General features: G+C 64.2%; 21 protein-coding genes, 1 tRNA gene and 1 riboswitch. Of the genes, 7 read left to right on the forward strand and 15 right to left on the reverse strand.

Annotation, left to right across the window (positions count from 1 at the left end):
- Nucleotides 1–316 precede the first annotated feature (316 nt).
- A complete protein-coding gene (locus C7453_RS05765; RefSeq protein ID WP_245948824.1) occupies nucleotides 317–2,647 on the forward strand; it encodes a TonB-dependent receptor in 2,331 nt (776 codons plus the stop codon).
- A gap of 24 nt (nucleotides 2,648–2,671) precedes the next feature.
- Here C7453_RS05765 and C7453_RS05770 read toward each other — a convergent pair whose 3' ends face one another.
- The 4 genes from C7453_RS05770 to metZ form a co-directional block, all read right to left on the reverse strand.
- Complete coding sequence (locus C7453_RS05770) at nucleotides 2,672–3,571, reverse strand: dihydrodipicolinate synthase family protein (RefSeq protein ID WP_114726552.1); 900 nt, start codon at nucleotides 3,569–3,571, stop codon at nucleotides 2,672–2,674.
- Between the two features lie 28 nt (nucleotides 3,572–3,599).
- Nucleotides 3,600–4,208 carry a GTP cyclohydrolase I FolE gene (gene folE / locus C7453_RS05775; RefSeq protein WP_114726690.1) on the reverse strand — a complete coding sequence of 203 codons (609 nt, stop codon included), beginning with the start codon at nucleotides 4,206–4,208 and terminating at the stop codon, nucleotides 3,600–3,602.
- A gap of 44 nt (nucleotides 4,209–4,252) precedes the next feature.
- A complete protein-coding gene (apaG, locus tag C7453_RS05780; protein ID WP_114726691.1) occupies nucleotides 4,253–4,663 on the reverse strand; it encodes a Co2+/Mg2+ efflux protein ApaG in 411 nt (136 codons plus the stop codon).
- Between the two features lie 81 nt (nucleotides 4,664–4,744).
- Entirely contained in the window at nucleotides 4,745–5,938 is a 1,194-nt protein-coding gene (metZ, locus tag C7453_RS05785; protein ID WP_114726692.1) for an O-succinylhomoserine sulfhydrylase, read from the reverse strand.
- Nucleotides 5,939–6,060: 122 nt separating this feature from the next.
- A riboswitch (SAM riboswitch) is annotated at nucleotides 6,061–6,141 on the reverse strand.
- Between the two features lie 122 nt (nucleotides 6,142–6,263).
- Here metZ and C7453_RS05790 point away from each other — a divergent pair.
- Nucleotides 6,264–6,337: transfer RNA gene (locus tag C7453_RS05790), tRNA-Gly, on the forward strand.
- Nucleotides 6,338–6,433: 96 nt separating this feature from the next.
- Here the strand turns inward: C7453_RS05790 and C7453_RS05795 are convergent.
- The 4 genes from C7453_RS05795 to C7453_RS05810 are packed head-to-tail and all read right to left on the reverse strand — an operon-like array spanning nucleotide 6,434 to nucleotide 12,084.
- A complete protein-coding gene (locus C7453_RS05795; RefSeq protein WP_114726553.1) occupies nucleotides 6,434–7,375 on the reverse strand; it encodes an isoaspartyl peptidase/L-asparaginase family protein in 942 nt (313 codons plus the stop codon).
- Nucleotides 7,372–8,289 carry a polysaccharide deacetylase family protein gene (locus C7453_RS05800; protein WP_114726554.1) on the reverse strand — a complete coding sequence of 306 codons (918 nt, stop codon included), beginning with the start codon at nucleotides 8,287–8,289 and terminating at the stop codon, nucleotides 7,372–7,374. Before C7453_RS05800 ends, C7453_RS05795 begins: the two co-directional genes overlap by 4 nt.
- Entirely contained in the window at nucleotides 8,286–9,755 is a 1,470-nt protein-coding gene (locus C7453_RS05805; RefSeq protein ID WP_114726555.1) for a peptide MFS transporter, read from the reverse strand. The genes C7453_RS05800 and C7453_RS05805 overlap by 4 nt, the downstream gene beginning before the upstream one ends.
- Nucleotides 9,756–9,759: 4 nt before the next feature.
- On the reverse strand, nucleotides 9,760–12,084 hold the full coding sequence (locus tag C7453_RS05810; RefSeq protein ID WP_245948828.1) for a TonB-dependent receptor domain-containing protein: 2,325 nt from the start codon (nucleotides 12,082–12,084) through the stop codon (nucleotides 9,760–9,762).
- Between the two features lie 228 nt (nucleotides 12,085–12,312).
- On the opposite strand from C7453_RS05810, the gene C7453_RS05815 reads away from it, so the two are divergent.
- Nucleotides 12,313–13,374, forward strand: coding sequence for a GntR family transcriptional regulator (locus C7453_RS05815; RefSeq protein WP_170143138.1), 1,062 nt, complete (start codon nucleotides 12,313–12,315; stop codon nucleotides 13,372–13,374).
- Between the two features lie 24 nt (nucleotides 13,375–13,398).
- Complete coding sequence (locus tag C7453_RS05820; RefSeq protein ID WP_114726557.1) at nucleotides 13,399–14,094, forward strand: creatininase family protein; 696 nt, start codon at nucleotides 13,399–13,401, stop codon at nucleotides 14,092–14,094.
- 33 nt (nucleotides 14,095–14,127) lie between these two features.
- Here the strand turns inward: C7453_RS05820 and C7453_RS05825 are convergent, their stop codons facing one another.
- Complete coding sequence (locus C7453_RS05825) at nucleotides 14,128–14,703, reverse strand: hypothetical protein (RefSeq protein ID WP_114726558.1); 576 nt, start codon at nucleotides 14,701–14,703, stop codon at nucleotides 14,128–14,130.
- Between the two features lie 96 nt (nucleotides 14,704–14,799).
- On the opposite strand from C7453_RS05825, the gene C7453_RS05830 reads away from it, so the two are divergent.
- The 3 genes from C7453_RS05830 to C7453_RS05840 all read left to right on the forward strand — a co-directional run bounded on the left by C7453_RS05830 (nucleotide 14,800) and on the right by C7453_RS05840 (nucleotide 17,783).
- Nucleotides 14,800–15,018 carry a DUF1653 domain-containing protein gene (locus tag C7453_RS05830; protein ID WP_114726559.1) on the forward strand — a complete coding sequence of 73 codons (219 nt, stop codon included), beginning with the start codon at nucleotides 14,800–14,802 and terminating at the stop codon, nucleotides 15,016–15,018.
- Between the two features lie 48 nt (nucleotides 15,019–15,066).
- Nucleotides 15,067–16,668 (forward strand): adenosine deaminase family protein, encoded by a 1,602-nt coding sequence (locus C7453_RS05835; RefSeq protein WP_114726560.1) that lies wholly within the window; start codon nucleotides 15,067–15,069, stop codon nucleotides 16,666–16,668.
- A gap of 62 nt (nucleotides 16,669–16,730) precedes the next feature.
- Nucleotides 16,731–17,783: a purine nucleoside permease gene (locus tag C7453_RS05840; protein ID WP_114726694.1), complete on the forward strand. Its 1,053-nt coding sequence runs from the start codon at nucleotides 16,731–16,733 to the stop codon at nucleotides 17,781–17,783.
- A gap of 4 nt (nucleotides 17,784–17,787) precedes the next feature.
- Here the strand turns inward: C7453_RS05840 and C7453_RS05845 are convergent, their stop codons facing one another.
- From C7453_RS05845 to C7453_RS05870, 6 genes are all read right to left on the reverse strand, one after another.
- On the reverse strand, nucleotides 17,788–18,540 hold the full coding sequence (locus tag C7453_RS05845; protein WP_245948829.1) for a PqiC family protein: 753 nt from the start codon (nucleotides 18,538–18,540) through the stop codon (nucleotides 17,788–17,790).
- Nucleotides 18,537–19,511, reverse strand: coding sequence for an MlaD family protein (locus C7453_RS05850; protein ID WP_114726562.1), 975 nt, complete (start codon nucleotides 19,509–19,511; stop codon nucleotides 18,537–18,539). The genes C7453_RS05845 and C7453_RS05850 overlap by 4 nt, the downstream gene beginning before the upstream one ends.
- 3 nt (nucleotides 19,512–19,514) lie before the next feature.
- Nucleotides 19,515–20,312, reverse strand: a complete 798-nt coding sequence (locus C7453_RS05855; RefSeq protein ID WP_114726563.1) for an ABC transporter ATP-binding protein — start codon at nucleotides 20,310–20,312, stop codon at nucleotides 19,515–19,517.
- Nucleotide 20,313: 1 nt separating this feature from the next.
- The gene (locus tag C7453_RS05860; RefSeq protein WP_245948831.1) at nucleotides 20,314–21,447 is read right to left on the reverse strand and encodes an MlaE family ABC transporter permease; all 1,134 of its coding nucleotides are present in this window, start codon (nucleotides 21,445–21,447) and stop codon (nucleotides 20,314–20,316) included.
- Between the two features lie 123 nt (nucleotides 21,448–21,570).
- A complete protein-coding gene (locus C7453_RS05865) occupies nucleotides 21,571–22,623 on the reverse strand; it encodes a hypothetical protein (protein ID WP_114726565.1) in 1,053 nt (350 codons plus the stop codon).
- The gene (locus tag C7453_RS05870) at nucleotides 22,598–23,974 is read right to left on the reverse strand and encodes an MBOAT family O-acyltransferase (RefSeq protein ID WP_114726566.1); all 1,377 of its coding nucleotides are present in this window, start codon (nucleotides 23,972–23,974) and stop codon (nucleotides 22,598–22,600) included. The genes C7453_RS05865 and C7453_RS05870 overlap by 26 nt, the downstream gene beginning before the upstream one ends.
- Nucleotide 23,975 lies beyond the last annotated feature (1 nt).

A 23,975-nucleotide genomic window follows, 5' to 3' on the forward strand; every position in this document is an offset into this window, starting at 1 on the left:
ACCCAGGCGGCGCCGGACGGTACCGCTGGCGAAAGCCGGATGATCCGGCCGATGGGTATTTATAGGCAGGCCGGACCGGTGTGGGAACCCGAGCGGGGCGACGGGTGCGGGCTCGTTTGGTTGTGCTATTTAATATAGCATATTGCATATTTTGGTTCGGTACGATTGAGTGCCGTGTGGCGTTCCGTCGCTCGGGGTTTCAGCCGGAGCTGCGTTCGGTCCATCCGGCCCTTGGATGGTTTTTGGAATTTCTTTTGGAGGACGCATGTTTCCCAGGTCAGGCCATGTATATAGCAAATGCTATATTTATGAGTGTATGCATTTTCGTGGCGGGTTGGGGAGCGCGCATCTTCGGCTGCGAGCGGGAGGGTGGCGGGCGGTCCTTGCCTGCCTGGTGGTCGGAACGGGTTGGCCGGGCAAGGGCAACGCATCGGCGGCACCGGCGAAGGGAATCGCGCCTGCGCTCGCGGCCGTAGATGCCGTGCGGGAGGGAGATGCGCGGCAAAAAGTCGCCGATGTCGCCCCGGATTGGTCTGGGAAGAGTGTGCGGGGGCGTGGCACCGGAAAGGTGCCGGTTGCTAAGTCGGCACCGTCGGACGGTGGTGAGAGGGTCAATGTCGTAGGGTACCTCAATCGGGAGCGTGCCCGCATCTTCCCAGGGTTGGGGGCCGTCGATTACAGGATCGATCAGCGCCAGATCGCGGCCACGCCTCAGGGGCAGAATGCGGCGTTCAATCAGATCCTGTTGCGTGTGCCGGGCGTCGTGCTGGACAGTTACGGAGAGGTGCATGTGCGCGGCGAGCATGGTGGCCTGACCTATCGCGTGAATGGCGTGCTGCTGCCGGAAGGGCTCAACGGGTTCGGGCAGGAACTGGATACCCGTATCATCCAGTCGCTCGACCTGCTGACCGGCACGTTGCCTGCGCAATTCGGCTTTCGCACCGCCGGGGTGGTGGATGTCACGACCAAGACCGGCGAGAGCCTGAAGCATAATCAGGTTTCGCTTTACGGGGGGAGTTACAACAGTTTCGTTCCGTCGCTCCAGCTCGGTGGGCAGAGCGGCAGGCTGGATTATTTCACGACGCTGTCGTTTACGCGCAATGCGATCGGGATTGAAAACCCGAGTGACACATTTCGTGCTGTTCATGATGTGACCGAGCAGGAAAAGGCTTTTTCCTATCTGTCCTACCATATCGACGAGGCCAGCCGGGTGACGCTGCTGACCAGTGCGTCCTATGCCGATTTCGAAATTCCAAATTCGTTCAAGACGTTCGATGTGAACAGTCCCGATTACACGACCATTTATGATGTGGCCGGCGTGGATCGGCACGATCCGGCCATGAACTGGGCCAAACTGGATGACAGCCAGACGGAGCAGAATTATTACGCGGTGCTCTCCTATCAACGGAGCACGGACAAGATGAATGTCCAGGTATCGCCGTATTTCCGGTATGGCCGCATAGATTATACGCCGGATCGGGATCGTGACCTGATTTATCAGGGGGTTTCGGAACATGAGGTTAATGACTTCACGACCGGCGGCATGCAGTTCGATCTGTCTTACGAGATCGCACCCCGTCACACCGTGAGGGCAGGCGTTCTGGGGCAATATACGTCCGAACGGCTGGATACGAATACGCTTGCCTTTCCCGTCGATGCGCAGGGGACGCAGACTTCCGACGTGCCGATGCGCCTGATTGATAATACGGGGAACTGGTCGGTGGAGGCGGGGGCGTATATTCAGGACGAGTACAAGATTGCCCGTAACCTGACATTCAATTACGGGATTCGCTACGATCGGTTTGCGTCGTCCTTCGGCAATGAAGGCCAGTTGAGCCCGCGTGCAAACATGGTCTGGAAGCCGGCTGACGGTACGACCCTGCATATTGGTTATTCGCGCTATTTCGCGCCGCCTTCGCCGCAATATGTCTATCCCTCGACGCTGGCGCGTTTCGCAGGGACGACCAATGCGGCGGCGAACATGATCGACGATGCGACGAAAGTTGAAAAATCGCATTATGTGGACGGGGGCATTCTTCAGAAGATCACGCCGGACTTTCAGATCACGCTCGATGCCTATGCCAAATGGGCGCATGACCTGACCGACCTTGGGCAGTTCGGTCGCGCGGTGATCCTGGCGCCGTTCAGCTACAGGCGCGGGCGCGTCTATGGCGCGGAATTCGGGAGTTCATGGCGGCATGGTCCGTGGTCGGTGTTCGGGAATTTCTCTTATGTGAAAACATCAGCGCGGGACATCAATTCGGCGCAATACCAGTTCGACATGGCGGAACTGGCTTACATAAAACGCCATGCGATCCAGCTGGATCATCAGGGGGAGTATACGGCGACGGCCGGTGCCTCTTGGACCACGGCGCATGACATGGCTTACGTTGATTTCGTTTACGGCTACGGCCTGCGCAGCGGCTTCGCAAACCTTGAGAAGGAGCCGGAATACGACGTGTTCAATATCGGTTACGAGCATCGTTTCACGAAGGTGCCGTTCGGGCATGACGTCAGGGTCCGTGCCGATGTCGTCAATCTGTTCGACAAGCGCTACCAGCTCCGGAACGGTAGCGGTGTCGGGATCTATCAGGCGCAATACGGGCAGCGGCGGGGTACGTATTTCTCGGTCGTTACGGAATTCTGATCATTTTCGACGGCTGAATGGCCCTCAGGGCGTGTTTTCGCAGCACGCGCGGAGGGCCTCGGCCACACGCTGCTGGTCGGGCTCGGGCAGGGGAAGGATCGGCCTGGGCGGGGTGGCCTCGGACAGTCCCAGGTGATTGAGTGCGGCGTAGGCGACGCGGAGGCTGCCGAACGCACGGAAAAGCGCCCATAATGGCCGGAGTTTCTGGCTGTAATGCAGAACCGTGGCGTGATCGCCGTTTTGCGCGGCGGTGGTCAGGGTGCGCGCTAGGTGCGGCAGAAAGCCGCCGAGGACGCTGAACCAGCCGTCGTATCCCGCCAGCAGGGCTTCGGCGGCGATCCAGTCGCCGCTACAGCCGATCGCCAGTTTGCCCACCGGGCCGGCCCGGAGCCGGGAGAGTTCGTCTGCGAGGGTGCCTTCGGGTGGGGGCGGCATCTTGACTGCGGCGATGTTGGGGACGCCCGCCAGCCGTTCGAGCAGTTCCGTGCCGAAGGTGAAATGGGTGGTGCTGGGGTTGTTGTAGATGCACAGCTTCAGGCCGGTGGCGCCGGCGACCGCCACATAGTGCTGGTACGCCTCTTCCTGCGTCAGGGGCGTGTAGGAAACCGGGGCCATCAGCAGGCCGTCGGCGCCTTCGGCCTCGGCGTCGCGCGCGAGGGCCTGGGCGTCGTCGGTGCGCAATGTACCGATGCCCACGATCAGGGGCGTGCGGCCGCCGACGCTTTCGACCGCGGCAGCGATGGCCCGCCGCCGTTCGGCGCGCGTGAGATAGGCATAGGTGCCGGTGCTGCCGAGCAGGCCGATGGAATCGACACCAGCCGCCGAGAGATACGCCGTCAGGCGGGCGACGCCTTCGACATCCACGGTTCCGTGCACGTCGGCCGGAGTGATCGGGAAGGCGGACAGGCCGTGGAAGATCGACATGCGCGGACTCGGTGTCGGAGAGGGGATATTACAGGTGGGCGGTGGCGACCGAGGGACGGTTGAGCATGGACATCAGCTCGCGCCTTGTATCGGAATTGCTGCGGAAGACGCCCAGCATGCGGCTGGTGACCATCGAGACGCCGGGGCGGTGGACGCCGCGCGTGGTCATGCACTGGTGGCCGGCTTCCAGGATCACGGCGACGCCATGCGGTTGCAGCACGTCGTTGATCGTGTTGGCGATCTGTGCCGTCAGGCGTTCCTGGATCTGCAGACGGCGGGCGAAGGCGTCGACGACGCGGGCCAGTTTCGAGATGCCGACCACCCGCTTGCTGGGCAGGTAGGCGACATGGGCGACGCCGATGATCGGCACCATGTGGTGTTCGCAATGGCTTTCGAAGCGGATGTCGCGCAGCAGGACGATCTCGTCGTAATCATCGACCTCGGAGAAGGTGCGAGACAGGATGGCCGACGGGTCCTCGCCATAGCCTTCGAAGAATTCCTCGTAGGAGCGCACGACGCGGCCGGGCGTGTCCAGCAGGCCTTCGCGCGACGGGTCCTCGCCTGCCCAGCGCAGCAGGGTGCGGATCGCATCTTCCGCCTCCTCGCGGGAGGGGCGGAGAAGGGGGGCCTGGGACATTTCGGTCATGAATCCTGTCTTCGCGGAGAAGTGTGCGCGGCGCGTTAGTGGATGATGGTGGGGTGGTAGGGGCAATCCAGGCTGAAGGGGGGAACCTGGACGTCGAACGGCTGGTGTGAGCGGGCGTCGATCATGTGGTAGCGGCCGCGCATGAAACCGGTCGGCGTCTGCAAGCCGGTGCCGGACGTGTATTCGAAGACCTGGCCGGGTTCCAGCACCGGCTGTTCGCCGACCACGCCGTCGCCGTGGACATGCTCCATCCGGCCGGTGCCGTCCATGATTTCCCATGTACGGCGCAGGAGCTGGACCGTCTCGCTGCCCAGATTCTCGATCCGGATGCGATAGGCCCAGGCGAAGCGGTGTTCCTCGGGTGTGGACTGGTCGTCCAGCCAGAAGGTCTGCACGACCACGCGGATGGCGTTGGTGGTCGCCTCGTAACAGGGGGCGCCTTCCATGGCCTCCGCCAGAGCGGCATCCGGGTCCGAGGGCATTCCCGGCGGCGGTCTGTCAATGGCCATGGCGTGGTTCCCGTTGGTTCAGCGCGACCGCAGGGCCGCGAGGCCGCGATCGAGGTCGTCTTTCAGGTCGGCGATATCTTCCAGGCCGACGGAGAAGCGGATTGCGCCGTCGCTGATGCCCAGGCGCGCGCGCTCCTCGGGGCCGATCTTCATGTGCGTGGTGGTGGCCGGGTGGGTGACCATCGAGCGGGCGTCGCCCAGATTGTTGGAGATCGCGATCAGGCGCAGGGCGTTCATGAAGGCGAATGCGCCTTCCTTGCCGCCCGCGACCTCGAACGCCACTAGCGTGGAGGCGTCGCTCATCTGGCGTCTGGCCAGTTCGTATTGCGGGTGGTCGGTGCGACCGGGGTAGAAGACGCGAGTCACGCCTTCGGCGGCAGCCAGATGGTCGGCGACTGCTGAGGCATTTTCGGTCATTGCGCGTACGCGCAGCGGCAGTGTTTCCAGGCCCTTCAGCATTACCCACGCATTGAACGGCGAGAGGGCGTTGCCGGTGTTGCGGGTGAAGGGTTGCAGCGTTTCGGTGATCCAGTCGCGACGGCCCAGCACTGCGCCGCCCAGTACGCGGCCCTGGCCGTCGATATGCTTGGTGCAGGAATAGACGACCACGTCGGCGCCCAGTTCCAGCGGCTTCTGGTAGAGCGGGGTGGCGAAGACGTTATCGACCACCACCAGCGCACCGGCCTTGTGTGCGAGGTCGGAGATCGCACCGATATCCAGGATATCGAGCATCGGGTTGGACGGGCTCTCCAGCAGCACTGCCGCGGTCGGGCGGGACAGGGCGGCGGCCCAGGCGTCCAGGTCGTGCCCGTCGACGAATTCGGTCTCCACGCCGTAGCGCGGCAGCAGGTTTGCGACGATCCAGTGGCACGAGCCGAACAGCGCGCGCGACGCCACGACCCGGTCGCCGGCCTTGACGTGCGACAGCAGCGCTGAGGAGACGGCGCCCATGCCGGTGGATGTCGCGATACAGGCTTCGGCGCCCTCGAGGTCCGCCAGGCGGGATTCCAGCGCCGCGACGGTGGGATTGCCGAAACGGCTGTACTGGTAATGGACGACATCGCCGGTGAAGGTGGCCTCGGCCTGCTCGGCATTGTCGTAGACGAAGCCGGATGTGAGGAACATCGCCTCGCTCGTCTCGCCGAAGGGCGTGCGCTCGATGCCCGCATGCAGCAGGCGGGTGGCGGGGCGGTAGGTGGAGTCGTTGCTCATCGTCAGTTCCCGGAACAAAACCGTCAGGAGGCCGAGGCTGGGAGCATCCGGGTGACGGATAGGCTCCATGGCCCCGCGCCCTGACGCGGAAATCCGACCGTGGAAACCATGACGCCCGCGGAGTCTGGCGGTGTCAGGCCTCTTTAGCGCGTCTGTTTAACCTCGTCGCAAGCCGGCCGATCCAAATCCCGAGGGTCCGTCGGCCCGCTTGAGAGCCGATGAACGACAGGGTTATTGCGGATCGGGAGGCTGCTCGTCAACCATCGTGGGGCAGAGGCAGTGGATTGCATCGGGGCGTGCGGTGCGGTATAGGGCTGGTCGCGACGCGGGTGTAGTTCAATGGTAGAACGGCAGCTTCCCAAGCTGCATACGAGGGTTCGATTCCCTTCACCCGCTCCAGAATCTCTAAAAAATACGCGCTGATACAGTCATCTCTCTGTTTTCTACGCGCGGCCCGACCGGGTCCCTCCGCTTCGATGCTGTCGGGCTTGCGGCTCAGTCCTTGTGGGTGGCGACGAAGAGTGTGCCGTTGGCGTCGATCCAGCCGCGAAACATGCCTTCGGTATTGAACTCCGCGTTGATCGTACCCGCCTGGTCGATGGCGATGATGCCGCCGCCGATTCCATATGGCGTGAAGGCCTCCTTCAGGATTGCGCTGGTGACGTCGGCGAGCGGGCGGTGCTCGTAACGCATTCGCGCCGCGATTTCGTGTGCCACGACATGGCGCATGAACTGTTCGCCCTGTCCGGTGCAGGATACGGCGCAGACGCCGTTCCGTGCGTAGGTGCCGGCGCCGATGATGGCGCTGTCGCCCACACGACCGACCGCCTTGTTGGTAAAGCCACCGGTGGATGTGGCGGCTGCCAGATTCCCGTTGCAATCCAGTGCGACCGCGCCGACCGTGCCGTGCTTCTCGCTTTCGCTGGCGAAGGTGCCCAGCCGATCGTGCGCGCGCATTGTTGCCAGGGCTTCTGCCCGGCGCGGCGTGGTGAAATAGGATTGGGGCATTGTTTCCAACCCGTGGGCTGCGGCGTACGCGTCGGCGGCCGGGCCGGCGAGCATCATGGGAATGTTCTGCTCCATGAGTTGTCGGGCCAGACGCACAGGGTTTCGTACCGCCTGGGCGCCCGCGACGGCGCCTGCCTGAGCAGTTGCCCCGTCCATGATCGAAGCGTCCAGTTCATGTTGTCCAGCGGCGTTCAGCGCGGCGCCGTGTCCGGCGTTGAAATGCGGGGAATCCTCCAGGACCGTCACGCAGGCCTCGACGGCCGAGACGGCGGAGCCGCCTTCGGACAGAATCGTGTATCCGACTTCAAGAGCCTTGCGGATGTCTGCGCGTGCGTTGGCCCATTCCGCCTCGGACAGGAGGGCGCGGGACATGACGCCGCACCCGCCATGGAGGGCGATGACGGGGCGACTGGGTGATGTCGTGGTCATGATGTCTTTCCGTTCGATTGGGCCACGCACCAGGTGGCCACTTGTTCGTGCGTGGCGAACCAGACGTCGCCTTTCCGCCGGGCGGCTTCGAGCAAGGAGGCGATGACGCCTATGCGGCTACGGTGACCGCTGATGTGTGGGTGCAGCGTCAGCAGAAACAGGCCGCCCTCATCATGAGCGCCCTGGAATTCGGCCATGAAGATGTCCAGCACATCGCGAGGGGCCGTGTATGGACGTAAGGCCGAGAAGCGGTCGAAATTGAAATAGACGGCGTCGTCCCTGATCCATTCGGGCGGCAGTTCGACGATGCCGGTGGCTTCTCCGTCCTGCAGCAGTTCGTATGGATCGTCATCGGCCATCAGGCTGCTGTCGTACAGCAGGCCCATCTGACGGATGATGGATAGGGTAGCGACCGAGAAATCCCAGCTTGCCGTGCGGATGCCGACGACCGGGCTGCGGCTGATATCCTGCAGTACATCACGCGCGCGGGATGTCAGATCCATCTCGGTTTCGGCATCTAGGTGGGTATTGCGCTCGTGAATCCATGAATGGATACCGATTTCATGCCCGTCGGCGACGATGCCGCGCAATTCCTCGGGGTAGAGGAGGGCTGAAACGGCCGGGTAGAAAAAAGTTGCCGGAACGCCGTGGCGTTGCAGCATCGCTCGGATGCGTGGCACGCCGCGACGGTTGCCGTAATGGCCCTGGCTGATCCTCATCGGGCTTTCGTCGCCATCGCGGAGGGGGATCGTGTCGTGGTCCGCATCGAAAGAGATGGCGAAGGCGCAACGTGCGCCGCCCGGCCATGTCGTGGGATGCAGTGAGCGCCCGGCCCGGGCACGCCCGACGGCCGCGCGCCAGCGGCTTTCGGGCCATCGCCAGGGAGGGAGGGGCACCTCGGGAGGTGTTGTCATGGCAGGATTTCCGGAGGCGTTTCGTCGGTGGAGGGGGAGGTGAGAAGGGCACGGCGCCAATATGCGTCCATCCTGCGGGCGAAGGGGATGAACAGCGCGGAGGCGAGCGCGACGATGGCCGCGAGTGCGGCGAGATTTCCGAACAGGTGGGCATAGCCGGCGGTTGAAGCTGTGCCGGTGCCCGCTGCTCCGTAGGTGGCATCGGTGGCGACGAGGCTGCCGAGATAGCTTGCAAGACCGCCGAGGACGGAAAAGCAGCCCATCAGTCGACCGACCGCATCGGGTGGCGCGTAGCGGGCGATGACGGCGAGGCCGAGGGCCGCGATCAGGAGTTCGCCCAGAGAGAACAGCGCATATCCCGCAACCATCCACCAGGGAGAGACCGGGCCAGCCGCTCCTGCCAGGGCGGCCGTGCGCCACAGGATGAAAGAGCCCGTCAGCAGCACGAAGCCGCACAGGAAGCGGATGGGAACGGAAATAGGGCGCCCTTTTCGCGCCGCGCTATGGTACAGCGCAGCAAGGCAGGGGGCGAAGATGAGGATCCAGAGATTGTTCAGCGACTGGAACTGGCCGGGCTGCACGATCCAGTCCATGCCCGCCATGTGGATGGTGCCTGCGACATGGTCGCGCGCGAAGCCGGTCAGGGACGTTGCGATCTGCTGATTGAACAGGAAGAACAGGATGGCTTCGGCCTGGAGGGCAAAGGACAGCTTGAGACCCGCGCGCCAGGCCGGTGCCGAGCGCCGGTAAAGTACGATCCAGATCAGAAGAATGGCGGTGGCGGCGATCCAGATGCAGGTTCTGGCCAGGGTCGGGTAATGCAGCAGCGTGAACGCGGCGCCGATGCCGGCGGCGAGCAGCAGCCACAGGCGGCGATCTGTTGCGCCGGCCGGCGCGGGCGTAGTGGCCGGCAGTGTCAGCGAGACGGCGAAGCCTGCCCAGAGCACGGCGGCGGAGACGCCGAAGCTCGCCCGCCAGCCGATGTGCACGGCGAGGAAGGGGATGGCGAGAGCTGCGATCGTCGCCCCGATATTGATGGACATGTAATAGATGGTGAACACGATATCGAGCCGGTCGTCGCCGTCGCTGAAGGCATGACGCAGCAGGCTGGTGATGTTGGGCTTGAAGATGCCGCCGCCGCAGACCAGGACGGCCAATACGAGGGAGATGCCAGCCGCGCCACCCATGCCGCTGGCTAGCCCCGTATAACCGGTGGCCAGAAGCGCGAGCGCCACCGCGACGGTGCGCCGGGCGCCCAGGATCCTGTCGCCGAGCCAGCCGCCCAGAACGGGTACGCCGAACATGAGGGCGCTGAACGCGCCCCACAGCATGATGGCGCCCTGTTCCGATAGGCCCATGGTCTTGACGAAATACAGGACCGAGACACTTTGCAGGCCATAGAAACCGAACCGTTCGCACAGTTCGAGTGTCGCGATCCGCAGGAAAATGCGTCGGCGGGATTCCATCACGTCAGAACTTGGCGCTGACGGAGCCGAAAAACTGGCGGGGGGAGCCTGCCAGCAGGGATTGGCGGTCGCCCTCCAGGGGGAAGCCCTGTTCGCCCACCGTGGAGATGTATGGTGTGTTCAGTAGGTTGTAGACATCGAACGAGACTGAGAGGTCGTGGAAAATGCTCTGCTGGCCGAAGCTGTAGCGTGCGCCGATATTGGTCATCCAGAAGCCGGGTACGCTGGTGTCGTTCGTGTAACTGAGATAGCGCCGCGAGATGTAGTTTGCATCAAAATGCGCGGAGAGCCCCTGGGAGCTGTAGATCAGGCTCGTTTTATACATGAACTGGGGATAGGCGGGAACTTTCTTGCTTTGCAGGTGATAGAGCACGCCCGCGGAGGTGATGTTGTTGTCGTAGGTCGAGTGATTATAACTGATGCTGTTGTCGATCGCGAGGTGGCGGATCGGACGGATCACGACGTCGGCATCTACGCCGTTCATGGTCACGCCGCCGAGATTGCCGACGGTCGAGGTTGGATTGACCAGCGAGCCGGAGGCCATAAGACCCAGGCGGTTGGTAAAGTTGGAGCGGTAGGCGTCGACCGAGGCCGATACGACCTTGCCGTAATAATGATAGCCGACGACGTAAGTCCAGTTCCGTTCAGGATGCAGTGTCCGGCGCGCGACGTCGAATGCCGCCTGGTTCTTGACGCCCCATAGCGAGGGCACGCTGCCTGATTGGTAGCCTTCGTAAGTGAAGGCGCGCATATTTTCCGCAACGTCGAAATAGATTTCGTGATTCTTGAGAAAATGCCAGTCGATGTTGACGTGCGGCAGGAATGCAGCCGACGAGGTGACGCTGCCGTTCGGCAACTGATCGACGTGGGTATAGGTGGTGTTGTTTTCGTTCGCGCCGCCGGCTGTTGTGACGATCAGTGATTTGAAACCACCCGTGATCGCGAGGCCGGGCAGGACGTGATATGTGTCGGTGAGGTGATACTGGACCGTGTTGGTGTTGAAACCCATTCCCCAGACTTGGGCGAACGGGCCACCATAGGTGTTGAACGGACCGATGGCACCGATCGGGGCACCCTGACCCAGAACGGGCTCGGAATAATAATATTTACCGATATTGTATGCGTTGTTCTCGAACCATACGCCTGTGCGCAGAACGTTGTTTCCGTAAGTGTGTGTCATCTCGGTTGTGAAGCCGAGGCGCCGGACCTGCTCGGGGATGGCCATGAACGACAGCGGAGCGCCAGTCGGTGAGGCGACGTAAGGGTTGGCCCAGGTCGAATATTCCTGGCTGCCATGGCCATAGAACAGGGTCTTCCAGCGGATATGGTGGCCCATGTCGAAATCGAGCGTCAGGCCGCCCAGATAGTCGCGTTCGGCCTGTCCGCCATTGTAATAGGCGGCATCGGCGGGATCGGACAGCGACGCGAAGGACGAAGGATAGATACCCTGGGCGGCCAGGTAGGCGGTGCGATAGTCGGGTGCGTAATTGTCCAGACGTTGGCCGACCTTGTGCAGCAGTTCGAGCGACAGGTCCTGATACTCGTACTGTGCGAGGTCGCTCCAGTTGAAAAAGGCCTTGATGCTGCTGTTGTCGCCGATCGGCTGGACGATCTTGGCGTTGACCTGCTGGGTGAACTGATCGCCGTAGCCCTTCCACTTGTCGCCATCGACGCGCATGTAGGAGATGTAGGCCTTCGTGCCGAAACGGGTGAATGTGCCGGTATCGCCTTTTACATAAGTGCGATAGCTGTTGTAGCTGCCGAACATCTGAGAAATGGCGCCGCCAGCCTTGTCGGCCGGATCGGCGGAGTAGAATTCCATCGCGCCGCCGAGTTCACTGGTCGATGGAAGCGTGACGTCTCCGCCGCCCTGGCTGAGATTCATGCGGGCGATATTGTCCTGCGTGATCGCCGAGTTGACGTCGAGGCCGTTATATTTGTTGTACGACTGATCGCCGAGTGGAATGCCATCGAGGGTGGCGCCGAGCTGGCTCTGGTTGAAGCCTCGTACGTAGAACGATTTGGAATAGATATCGAGTCCGAGCGGATCGTTCGACACGAAGTTCGCACCCGTCAGGCTACCAAGAATCTTGAGTGGGCTGGTGCCGGCGACGAATCTTTCCATGTCTTTGCGGGACACGTCGGTGATTGCGCTGTGGGCGGCCCGCAGGGCGGCGGTGACCATAACGCTTTCGTTCTTTGCTGCGGAAGCGGCGTGCGGATGCTCCGGGCCGGCATGCGGCTTCTGGCGGGGGTGGGCATCCGGTGGCGTTGCGGCCAGGGCGGTCGAGGACAGCAGCATGAAGGCTGCGGCGCTAAGGGGGTTCATCTTTCTGGTGAACATATGCGTGCCTGCGTCTCCGTTGCGTCATGTCGGGTCGTCGGGTCCGCTGGCTGGTCATTTATTGACCGGAACGAACCGTTATCGGATTAAGCACACAATATGTTACTCTTCAATGATACAAGATGACCAAAATTGGCGATTTTAGCATCATTGTATGTAACAAATTTCCATTCTAATATGTTCGTGCAGATCGGGCCCTGCCGGAATGCCGTCGTGACGGCCCGGTTGTCGGCCGGCAACGGGGAGGATCGGGTCATTCGACAGGACAGCGCCAACCTCGACGCGCGAGGGCAGGAAAAACTCGAACGTCTGGACGTGACCCTTTTCCGGATCGACAGGACACTCGAGTTGCCCATTGGAACGCAGCTCAAGGGGCAGATCGAATATGGCATCGGCCTGGGCGTCATCCGGCCGGGCCAGAGGTTGCCTCCGGTACGTGAGCTGGCCGAGCGGCTGGGCATTTCCCCGGTGACGGTGGGGCAGGTCTATGCCGAACTCAAGCGTGGCGGTGTGTTGCGCGGACGGACGGGGGCGGGGACTTTCGTTGCCGACCTGATGGCCGGATGGCCCACGCGCGGTGGGCGTGGTTCGGAGATTCAGTCATCCATCGATGCGCTGGTAACCCGTGCCCGAGCGCTGGGGTTGAGTACGAGCGAGGTTCTGGGCCTGGTCAGCGCGCGGATGGAGGGCGGTGGCTTGGGCGTGCCGCCACCATCGGTGATGGTCGTCGGCAATTTCATGCAGACCACGATTGCCTATTGTCGGCAGATGGAACGGCTAAGCGAAGGAAAAGTGCGTTTTCTGCCGACGACCGTCACCCAGTTGCAGACTAATCCTTCGGAACGGCAACGTGTTGACTTGTGTCAGATGGCTGTGACATTTGCTCACCGGCGTGCGGAAGTCGCGCGTATGCTGCCCGGGTTGGGTGTGGCGGTCATTACCTTCATTCCGTCAATGGAGACTCGGATGAAGTTGGCACAGATCGATCCCGGGAGTCGCGTTGTTCTCGTCGTCATCAATCCGGAATTTGCTGGGTCGATGAAAGCGGGCGTCGAGCAGTTCGCTCCCCATATCACGGAGCCTGCCGTCGTCCTGATTGATGCGCCGGAATGCCAGGACCTGATGAAGAATGCCGACGTGATTGTCTATGCGACAGGCGCGGATGATCTCGGGCTGAAATTTCCCGATGAATCGGTCTATTTCGAGTATCAGCACACGCCTAACCCCCATGATGTCAGCCGCCTGATCGCTGAGTTGACCACACGGCTGCCATGAAGGGCGCCTGTTACAGGAAAAATCATGAATTTACGCGAGATGAACTGGATGCAGGTCGAGGCCTATCTGGAGGAGGATGACCGCATCGTTGTTCCGCTCGGTTCGACCGAGCAGCATGCTTATCTAAGCCTGTTCACGGATGCGATCTTGGCCGAGCGTGTGGCGCTTGAAGCGTGTGCGCCACTGGGCGTACCGGTCTGCCCTGTCGTTCCGTATGGCATGACACCGCGCTTTCTGGCTTATCCCGGTACGATTTCCCTTCGCAGCGAAACCTACCTTGCTCTCCTTGAGGACCTGCTTGCCAGTCTGTATGGCCAGGGATTCCGGCGTTTCGTGTTCGTGAATGGTCATGGCGGCAATACCCCAATCTGGTCGACGCTTTCCTTGTGGTTTGAAGAAAAGCATGATTGCAGAGCTTTGTTTCATGACTGGTGGCGGTCTTCAGAAACCTGGCGTCTCGTCATGGAGACCGATCCGGTGGCGATGCATGCGTCCTGGATGGAGAATTTTCCGTGGACGCGTATTGCCGGCATTGCCCAGCCCGACGGCGAAAAACCGGCCATCAAGCCGGAGCAATTGCATGACGCGACGCCGGAAATGGTCCGGGACTGCCTCGGTGACGGTAATTTTGGCGGGCGTTACGAGCGTGCGGACGCTGAAATGCACGCCATATGGAGCGTTGCGGTCGAGGAGACGCGGCGGATCGTTGCTGCGGTCTGAACGTCGGCCAGCATCGGTGCCACCGCGGCAAAACTATTGTTGCGGCGTTTGCTCGTGATGCCGGGCCTGGAAACGTTCGATCGACTGGCGCAGGCCGGCATCGGGGGCGGCGGGCATCGTGTCGTGGTAGGTGGTACCGTTCCAGACCCAGCGGTCGGTACTGTCCACGATCAGGTCGCGCATGCCGCCGTGGCTGCGGTGGGACAGGGCGATCGGGCCGCTGACCGAATCCAGCACCTTGACCCAGTCCTTCCGTTCGCGCCGCAGATAGACCGAGGTGGCGCAGCCGGCCGAGCCGCAGAGATTGGCCGATTGCAATTGCACGAACAATGCCGTGTCTCCGGCGTGGGTCGAGAGCGGGGCGGAGCCGACCAGGACTACGGGGGTATCGCCCTTCTTTACCGCCGCCGCGAGGTCGGACTGGTTCAGGGTGCGGGCGGTCTGGTCCAGCGCGCCGCCGGGTTGCTGGGCCAGGATGACCGGGTCGCCGCTTTCGGTTGTGCCGGATGGCTGGTGGCGGGGGGCCGAGAGGGCAGCGGGCGCGTGGGCCAGCGCCATGGCGGCGGCCAGCGGGGCGAGGAGGCGGGTATGACGGGGTGGGCGAATCATGCGATGAGGTCCGTCGGTTCGCGGGCGGCCTTGTGGGCTGCCTGGGGAGAGGCTGGCTCCGGACCGCGATCCGGAGCCCCGTGAGGGTAGTAACGCATGAACGAGACCGAAAGGACACGGCCGGGCCTGTACCGTCATTATAAGGGCGGACTATACACCCTGATCTGTGTCGGCCGTCATTCCGAGACCGAGGAATGGCTGGTGACCTACCGCAGCGAGGCGCGCGGCGATTACTGGGTACGGCCGCTGGCCATGTGGGTTGAGGATGTGGCGGGAGTACCCCGTTTCAGCCCCGTTCATGGTGTGGAAGGCTGACGGGTGCGGCCTGTTGCGTTTTGGAATCGATCGCCGCACCATCGCCTGATGTCACGATTCTTCATTGTCTCTGGTCTGGCCGCCGGCCTGCTTGTGTCTGGTGCGGCCGCCGCCGCTGCCGCCGCTGCCGCCGCGCCCTCGTCCGATGCCGCGTCGCGCGCGTTCGTGCTGCTGGATCGCGATCCGGCCCGGCTGGAAGAATTGCTGCGCGCCATGCCCAAGGGGGCGGACCTGCATAATCATCTGGCCGGCGCGATTTATGCCGAGAACATGCTGGATTGGGCGGCGCAGGATGGGCTGTGCGTGTCGCCCGCGCAGGGGCGGATTCTCAAGGGCGCCTGTGCGCCGGGTGATACCGGGCGGGTTCGGGCCGCCGAACTTGCCGGCAAGCCGGATGTGCGGGCCGACATGATCGATGCGCTGTCGATGCGTGATTTCGTGCCGACGGCCTCGGACCGGTCGGGCCATGACCATTTCTTCGCGACCTTCGGGCGTTTCACGGCCGTGCAGGCGACCCATGGCGGCGACATGCTGGCCGAAGCGGTGACGCACGCGGCCGGCGATCATGTGCTGTATCTGGAATTGATGATCTCGCCCCAGCTTGGCCCGGTGGCGGGGCTGGGAGTGCGGCACCCCTTGCAGGGGGAGGCTTTTGCCGAGGCCGATCGCGCCATTGTCGCCGAATTGCCGGCGCTGGTCGGGGCGGCGCAGCAGGAGGTCGATGCGATGGAGGCGCGGATGCGGGCCGTGCTGCATTGCGGGACCGCGCAGGCCGCGCCGGGATGCGGGGTGGCGGTGCGCTATCTGTACCAGACCATCCGCACCATGCCGCCGGCCATGGTCTTTCCGCAGCTTGATTTCGGCTACGCCTTGGTCAAGGCCGATCCGCGCTTTGTCGGCGTGAATATCGTGGCGCCGGAGGACGATGCGGTGGCGATGCGGGATTATGGCCTGCACATGCGGATGTTCGGTTGGCTGGCGGCGCGTGATCCGGGGGTGAAGCTGTCGCTTCATGCCGGGGAACTGGCGCCGGGGCTGGTGCCGCCCGAAGGGTTGCGGGACCATATCCGGCAGGCGGTGGAGATCGCGGGCGCGCGGCGGATCGGGCATGGGGTCGATATTCTGCATGAAGACGATCCGGACGGGCTGATGGCGGAAATGGCGCGGCGCCGGGTGATGGTGGAGATCAACCTGACCAGCAATGACGTCATTCTCGGCATTGCCGGGGCGGGGCATCCGTTCAACGCCTATCGCGCGGCGGGGGTGCCGGTGGCGCTGTCGACCGATGACGAGGGCGTGTCGCGCATCGACCTGACGCATGAATATGCACGGGCGGCGACGGTCTATGCGCTGGATTATGCCGCGTTGCGCGACCTTTCACGTTCCGGGCTGGAATATGCCTTCGTCCCCGGTGACAGTCTGTGGCGCGGGGTGACGCCGTTCCGCATGGTCGCGGCCTGTGCCCCTGTCCCGGCAGGGGCGGTGCCTGAAGCGGGGGCGTGCCATGATTTTCTGGCTACGAGCGAGAAGGCGCGGCTGCAATGGACGCTGGAAGCGCGTCTGCATGATTTCGAAACCACGATGATCCGCGCGGCGGGACTGGGTGCGTCGCCCACAGCCGCGCGTGCGAAAGGGCATGGACCGGCATGAGGACACACATGTTGCGGAAACGATCGGCGCTGCGGCTGGCGGGGGCCTGTCTGCTGGCCGGGATGGTTGCCGGCGGCGGGGCTGCTGCCCATGCCGAGCAGATTCCCGTGCGTGTGGTCGTGGTGACCACCTTCGAGATCGGCAAGGATACCGGTGACGTGCCGGGCGAGTTCCAGACCTGGGTGGAGAAACTGCCGCTGAAGCAGGAACTGGCGGCACCGGGCACTTACCATGGGGTGATGCGCTACAATCCGGACCTCCAGGTGCTGGGTATTTCCGCCGGTGAGGGGCCGGAGCACATGGCATCGGCCATCACTGCCCTGGTGCTGGACCCGCGTTTTGATCTGCGGCGTGCTTACTTCGTGCTGGCCGGGATCGCCGGAATCAATCCAAATGTCGCGTCGATCGGCGGGGCGGTGTGGGCACCGCGCGTTATCAATGGCGGACTGGCGCATGCAGTCGATGCGCGGGAGATTCCTGCCGATTGGCCGGACGGATACACGCCGGTGCAAGGCAGCACGCCGACCGACAGCCCGGTACCTCCTTTGCATTCGCTCTCGGGCGACATGGCCTATACGCTCAATCCCGCGCTGGTGAGCTGGGCCTATAATCTGACGCGCTCGCTGAAGCTGCCGGATTCGGCGGGGCTGAAGGCGATCCGGGGGCGTTATGTGGGGTACCCGCAGGCGCAGAAGCCGCCTGCCGTGCTGATGGGCGATACGCTCTCCAGCGAGACGTTCTGGGTCGGCGAGCGGATGAATCGCTGGGCTGAGCGGTGGGTCGGCTACTGGACGCAGGGCAAGGGCACCTTTGCGACGACCGCCGAGGAGGAAATCGGCCTGATGCAGGCGCTGACGCTACAGGCGCAGGCCGGGCGCGTGGACCCCGACCGGGTGCTGGTGCTGCGGACGGGCAGCAATTTCGATATGCCGCCGCCGGGGGAAAGTGCAGCCGAACTGCTGAAATCCGAGGCCAGCGAGGGCGGATATTCAGGCTATCTGCCCTCGATCGCCGCCGCCTATCAGGTGGGCAGCGTCGTGGTGCGCGAGCTGGCGCTGCATTGGGACCGCTATGCCGACCATGTGCCGGGGACGCCGGTCGCGCAGGGCAAATAGCCCCTTATTGCGGCCAGCCCGCTGCGATGTGGGCTGCCAGGTCGTCGAGGATCGCCTGGGTGAGGGCCGCGACCTGATCGTCGGTGGCGGCCGAGCCCTGGCGGGTGAGGACGGCGCGCTGGTGCAGCAGGGGCTGGTGTTCGTCCCGTGGGATGATCGACCAGTCGGCAGCCAGTGACGCCGTGCCGTCATGTGCGATGTCGAGCCGGCTGATATTCACTGCCAGGCGCCAGGCCGCGGGTAGAACCTGCGGCTGGTCGGTCACGAACAGGTCGGTGCGGCTCTCGGCCAGTCGCGCGGTAATCAGGTCGGTGGCGCCGAGCGACAGGCGGCTGGCCCAGCGGCCGGTGGCGCTGCGTTCGATCCGGTTGCCGTCGCGGGCGATCAGGTCCTGGCCATCGAGATAATCGGGCAGGGTGACGCGGGCGACCGTGACCACCGGCGTCGTCGGGGTGACGCTGCCGACCGGCACCGCGCCCGTGGCGATGGCCGGCGCGCCCAGCGTGTAGAACCGCACCGGCGGAGAAGCGCACGCCGCGAGCATGGCCGGTAGCAGCAGGGCGAGCAGGCGCGCTGAAGCATGAGGTGACAAAAACCGCTCTGCCAGCCGGGCTGCCGAGCGAGAGTCCCGCGTAGCGGCACGCCCAGCGTGTGTCCGCGAGCATCGCAGCGGAGCGGCCTTGATGGCCGTGAGCAGCGAAGCGCAGCGGACGCGCGTCGGATCGCCGGCAGCCCGGCTGGCAGAGCGGTTTTTCATGGGCGGCGTCCCATTAGGAGGAGTTGCGGATTACGCTCGACGTCGCTGGCGAAGCCACGCAGGGCGGCGGCGGCGGCGGACAGGTCGCGCAGGGTGGAGTCGATGTTCGCGCGATCGGCCGAGCGGGGTGACGTCATGTCATGCAGGGCGGACAGACTGTCGCGGGCCTGGATCACCGTATCGTTGGCGCTATGTAGCAATTGGTGCAGGTCGGCGCCTCGGGCGTCGAGCTGCTGGGTGCCGGTGTTGGCCAGGCGGTCGATGGCCGTCAGCGTCGTGTCCAGCCGCTGCTCCAGACTCTGGATGGCGTGGGTCGCGCTGTCGACGGCGATGCGTGAATGGTCGGACGTCTCTTTTATGCTGTCGACCAGCGGGGGCAGGTCCTGATCCAGTCGTTCGCTCAATTGCTTGATGCTGGCCAGAGCGGCCTGGGCGTTGTCGGCCAGTTCCTTCAGAGGCAGTTGGGTCAGGGTTTCCTGCACCTTCTGGATCGCGGACTGGCGGGTGGGAATTTCGATATCCTTGCCGGTCACGATATCGGGGTGCAGCACGGCGGGAGCTGAGGGGTCGAAATCGAGATCGATTTCGGACTGGCCGGTGACGAAGCTCTGCATGTTGAGCGAGGCGCGCAGCCCGTGGTCGATCATGTTCTGCAGGCTCAGGCTGCGGTGCGTGCCCGAGGCGCCGGCGATGGAGATGTTGTTGGGCTGGAGCTGGACCGACACGGGGATATAGGCGGCGTGGGTCCGGGCATCATAGGTGATCGAGATAGCATCGACCGCGCCGACCCGGACCCCGCGGAACGTGACCGGCGCGCCGATGCTCAGGCCCGACGTCGAGCCCTGAAAGACCACGGTCGCTTCCCGCGTGGGCGAGAAGAGATTGAAATTGCCGAAGAAGACCAGGGCCCCCATGCCCAGGGCCACGCCTCCGACGACAAAGGCGCCAACGATCGTTTCTCGATTTGCCATGGGTCAGTCGGTCCTCCCGGACTCGGTTTCGCGTTCGCGGTGCATGAAGGCGTGGACCTGCGGTTCGTCGCAGTGATCGTGGAGCCAGGACGGTGCGCCATGGGCGATCGGGGTCTTGGTCTTGGCGTCGAGGAAGATCCCGTCATCGGCGATCTTGAACAGGCTGGGCAGTTCGTGGCTGACGATGACGATGGTGGCACCCAGCCCGTCGCGCAGGTTCAGGATCAGGTCGTCGAGCCGGGCAGAGGTGATCGGGTCGAGCCCGGCAGAGGGTTCGTCGAAGAACAGGATGTCCGGGTCCAGCGCCATGGCGCGGGCCAGACCGGCGCGCTTTTTCATGCCGCCGCTGACTTCCGACGGGTACTGGTCGATGGCATGCAGCATGCCGACCAGCCCCAGCTTGAGTTCCACCTGGTTGCGGATGGTGGCGGCGTCCATTTTCGTGAGCATTTGCATCGGCAGGGCGACGTTTTCGCCGACGGTGAGCGAACTCCACAACGCTGCGCTCTGGAACAGCACGCCGAAGCGCCGGCTGACCGTCTGGCGGTGGGCCGGGTCGGATGTCCAGTAATCCTCGCCATCGACCAGGTAATGACCGGCGGCGGGCTTCAGCAGGCCGATCATGCTTTTGAGGACGGTGCTCTTGCCGCAGCCCGATCCGCCCATGACGGCGAAGATGCTGCCGCGCTTGATGTCGAAGGAGATGCCCTTCTGGATCACTTTCGGCCCGAATGCGAGGGTGACGTCCTGGAGGGACATCAGGGTTTCGCGGCTGTCGGTGTCGGGGGTTTGGGGCGCCATGTCAGAGTCCGATCGTCGTCGCGATGACGGCGAAGATCGCGTCCAGCGCGATGACGCCCACGATGCCAACCACCACCGCGCGGGTTGCCGCCACGCCGACATCGGCGGCGCTGCGGCCGGCCTGCAGGCCGATGCGGCAACTGGTCAGCCCGATCAGGATGGCGAAGAAGATGCTCTTGACGAACCCGAACCCGAACTGGTTCAGCGCCACGGCATTGAGCGTCTGGTGGAAATAGCCGGCCCCGGTGACGGACAGCATGCCGATCGCCACCGTGAAGCCGCCCAGCATGCCGACCAGCGAGCCGTACAGATACAGGAACGGCATGGTGGCGGTGAGGCTGAGGATGGACGGCAGGATGATATAGCTGGAGACCGGGATGCCGAAGACGGTCAGCGCGTCGATTTCCTCGTTGCCCTGCATGGTGGCGATACGCGCGGCATACGCACCGCCGGTACGGCCGGCCATGATGATCGCCGTCATCACGGCCGACATCTCGCGCACCATTGCGATGCCGACCAGGCTGGCGACGTAGATATCAGCCGCGAATTTGCGCAACTGTACCGCGCCGACGAAGGCCAGGATCGCGCCGACGAGAAAGTTCACGACGCTGACGATCAGCAGCGCCGAGGGGCCGGCGTCGCGGATGTTCGACATCAGGTCGGTCAGGCGCATCCGGCCGCGCCCGGTCAGGCTGGCGACGCCGCCTTTTGCGGTCTCGAGGCCCAGCTCGGTGACGGTGCCGATTTCGGTCAGGCTGTCGATCGTCAGGCTGCCGATCGTGGAGAGGGGTGCGAAGCGACGGCGGGGGATGGGGGGCGCGGGGGCCGGCCTGTCGGGCAGCAGGTCGAGCAGTTTATGTGCCGCGTCGGGCAGGGTGTCGGCGTCCATCTCGAGATGGGCCTGCGCCGCAGCCTGCTTGAGCGCCCACAGGAAGCCGATCAGCCCTGTATCCCAGCGGCCCAGCCCGTCTGTGCGGAAGGTCAGTTTCAGGTCCGGCTGCGCCTGGCGAAGCCCGTCGGACGGAAAATCGGGGACGTGACCCTGCTGGGCGATCCAGTCGCCGGACAGGACGATCACGTTGGTATTGTCACTGGTCTGCAGGGACCATTCCGGACCGCGATCGGTACTGTTCACAGCCTCTCCATATCGCAGCATGTCCCGAGATGGGGGCTGGAAAAAGGTGGGCAGGCGACGGAGCGCCCGTGGACGGGTTCTGTCTCCTTATCAGATGGAAGCCGTCCGGCAAGGGGGGCGGCCTCACGGATGGGGCGGCACCAGAACCCTGCCCTGCGTGGAGGGCACGTCTCGACCCATGGCGGCGGCCGCCAGGTCGTCCATCACCATGTGGGCGACCGCCTGGCGGTAATGGATCGGATCCCAGAAGCTGGCGCGGCTGTTGGCGATGGGGCCGGGGATTTCGAAATCGACCGCCATGGTGTGCGGGGTCGTGCGGGCGATGGCGGCCATGGCGGTGCGGCAGGCGGCGCGGGTTGCCGCGACCTGGCTGCCCGGTGCGCCCTGCTGTTCCCGCGATGACGGAGGGAACCACAGGATCTTGGTGGTTTCCGCCGGAATGGCGGCCAGCAGGTCGATCAGGAACGGGACGGAGGCGGGGGCGTGGGCCGGACCGTCCGCCTTCGCCGTGTCGAAGGCCCAGGTGCGGAACAGTTCGTCGACCCGGCGCGGGTCGTAGCGGCTGTCGGGGGGGACGAAGCTGGTATAGCCGTCGGAGCCGAAGCGCTGCGGCTTGTGCCCGATCAGCCACATGAACTGGTTGGCGGCTTCCTGCACCGCATACATGTTCATCATCTCGGCATAGCCGCGCCAGGGTGAGCCCTCGTACATCCAGTCCGGCATCGGCCGGTTGGGTTCGGAGAGGCCGTGCCGGTCGGCGAAGCACCATTCGGCGTCGATGTCGATCAGCACCACGCGGGGGGTGGGATGGTGGCGCAGGAACAGGCGCAGGATGCGGCCCTGTTCCCACGGCGTGGCGCTGTTCATGGCCAGGTTGACGAAATGCGCGTCGAACGGGGCGTCGAGGATGGCCGGTTGCAGCAGGCGGCCGGTCGACGTACCGACCATCGCCGAGTCGAAACGCGGGCTGATGGCCAGCGCCGGCATGCTGTAGCGCGCGTTGCTGGAAATCGGAATCCGGTGCCAGGGCGGCGACAGGGGGAGCATGTCCCATGGATCGACCAGGGCTACGAACAGATAGAGGATGGCGCCGACCGCAGCCGCCGTGAGGGCGAATGCGCGGGCAAAGCCCCGCCACGGGGTTTGGGGATCAGAACTGGAAATAGATGAAGGCATCGGGAATCCGCCCGCCGATCAGCAGGAGCATGAAGACGAAGGCGATTGCGGCGGGGACCGCGACCAGGGGGCTGGGACGCAGCATCCGGAGCATCGCGTCCTGCGAGGAGGGGCCGATCAGCGCCACGGCCAGGGCGACCCAGAACACCGCCGCATCGAGGATACGGGTATGGCCCAGGCCGCCAAGGCCGGCCATGCCGCGCAGGACGCGCCCGGCGGTGGGGAAGTCCGGGGCGCGGAACAGCACCCAGCCGATGATGACGAACAGCATCGTCACCGCCCATCCCGCCAGCGCCGGCAAACGCAGGCCCGTGCGCGTCCAGACATGGTTGACGGCCAGGCCCGCGCCATGCAGCGCACCCCAGGCCACGAAGGTCCAGCCTGCGCCGTGCCACAGGCCGCCCAGCATCATGGTCGCCATGAGATTGGTCATCTGGCGCACCAGGCCGTGCCGGTTGCCGCCGAGGGGGATGTAGACGTAATCGCGCAGGAAGCGCGACAGGGTCATGTGCCAGCGCTGCCAGAAGGCGCGGATGCTGGTGGCGCGGTAGGGTACGTCGAAATTGAACGGCAGGCGGAGGCCGAACATCAACGCCATGCCGATCGCCATGTCGGAATAGCCCGAGAAATCGAAGAAGATTTCCAGCGTGTAGGTCAGGGCCGCGACCCATGCTTCCGCGAGGTTCGGCGTGGCGCCCGTGGCCGCGTGTGCGAAGAGCGGGTTGCAGGTGAGGGCCAGGGTGTCGGCCACGCCTGCCTTTTTCGCCAGACCCAGCAGAAGCAGCATCGTGCCGCGTGACAGGTTCTCCCACATCGCGGGGCCGCGTGGACTGGTGCCGAATTGCGGCACGATTTCCGAGTGGCGGACGATGGGGCCGGCGATCAACTGAGGGAAGAAGGTGACGAATTCCAGGAAATCGAGCATGCCGCGCACCGGGCGGGCGCCGCGCAGCAGGTCGGCGTGATAGGCGATTTTCTGGAAGGTGAAGAACGATATGCCCAGCGGCAGGAGGATGGTCCAGGCAGGTGGAGGCCGGCCCGTCGCCCAATCCAGGCTCTCGGCGAAGAAATGCGCGTATTTGAAGGTGAAGAGGATCGTGAGGTTCAGCACGATCCCGGTGATCGGCCAGAGGCGGCGCCCGGTGACCGCCCAGGCGCGGCCCAGCGCCCAATTGGCCAGTGTGAGCGCCACCAGCGCCGGGACGAAGCGCCAGTTCCACAGGCCGTAGAACAGCAGGGAGGCCGCCACCAGTACCGCCTGGCGCGCCGTGCGGTGGCCGGCGCACAGATAGAACAGGGCGAGAGTCGGCGGCAGGAAGCCGAGCAGGAAAGCCTGGGTGCTGAACAGCATG

Origin of the sequence: Gluconacetobacter liquefaciens (assembly GCF_003350405.1) — a bacterium.
GTDB classification, from domain to species: domain Bacteria; phylum Pseudomonadota; class Alphaproteobacteria; order Acetobacterales; family Acetobacteraceae; genus Gluconacetobacter; species Gluconacetobacter liquefaciens.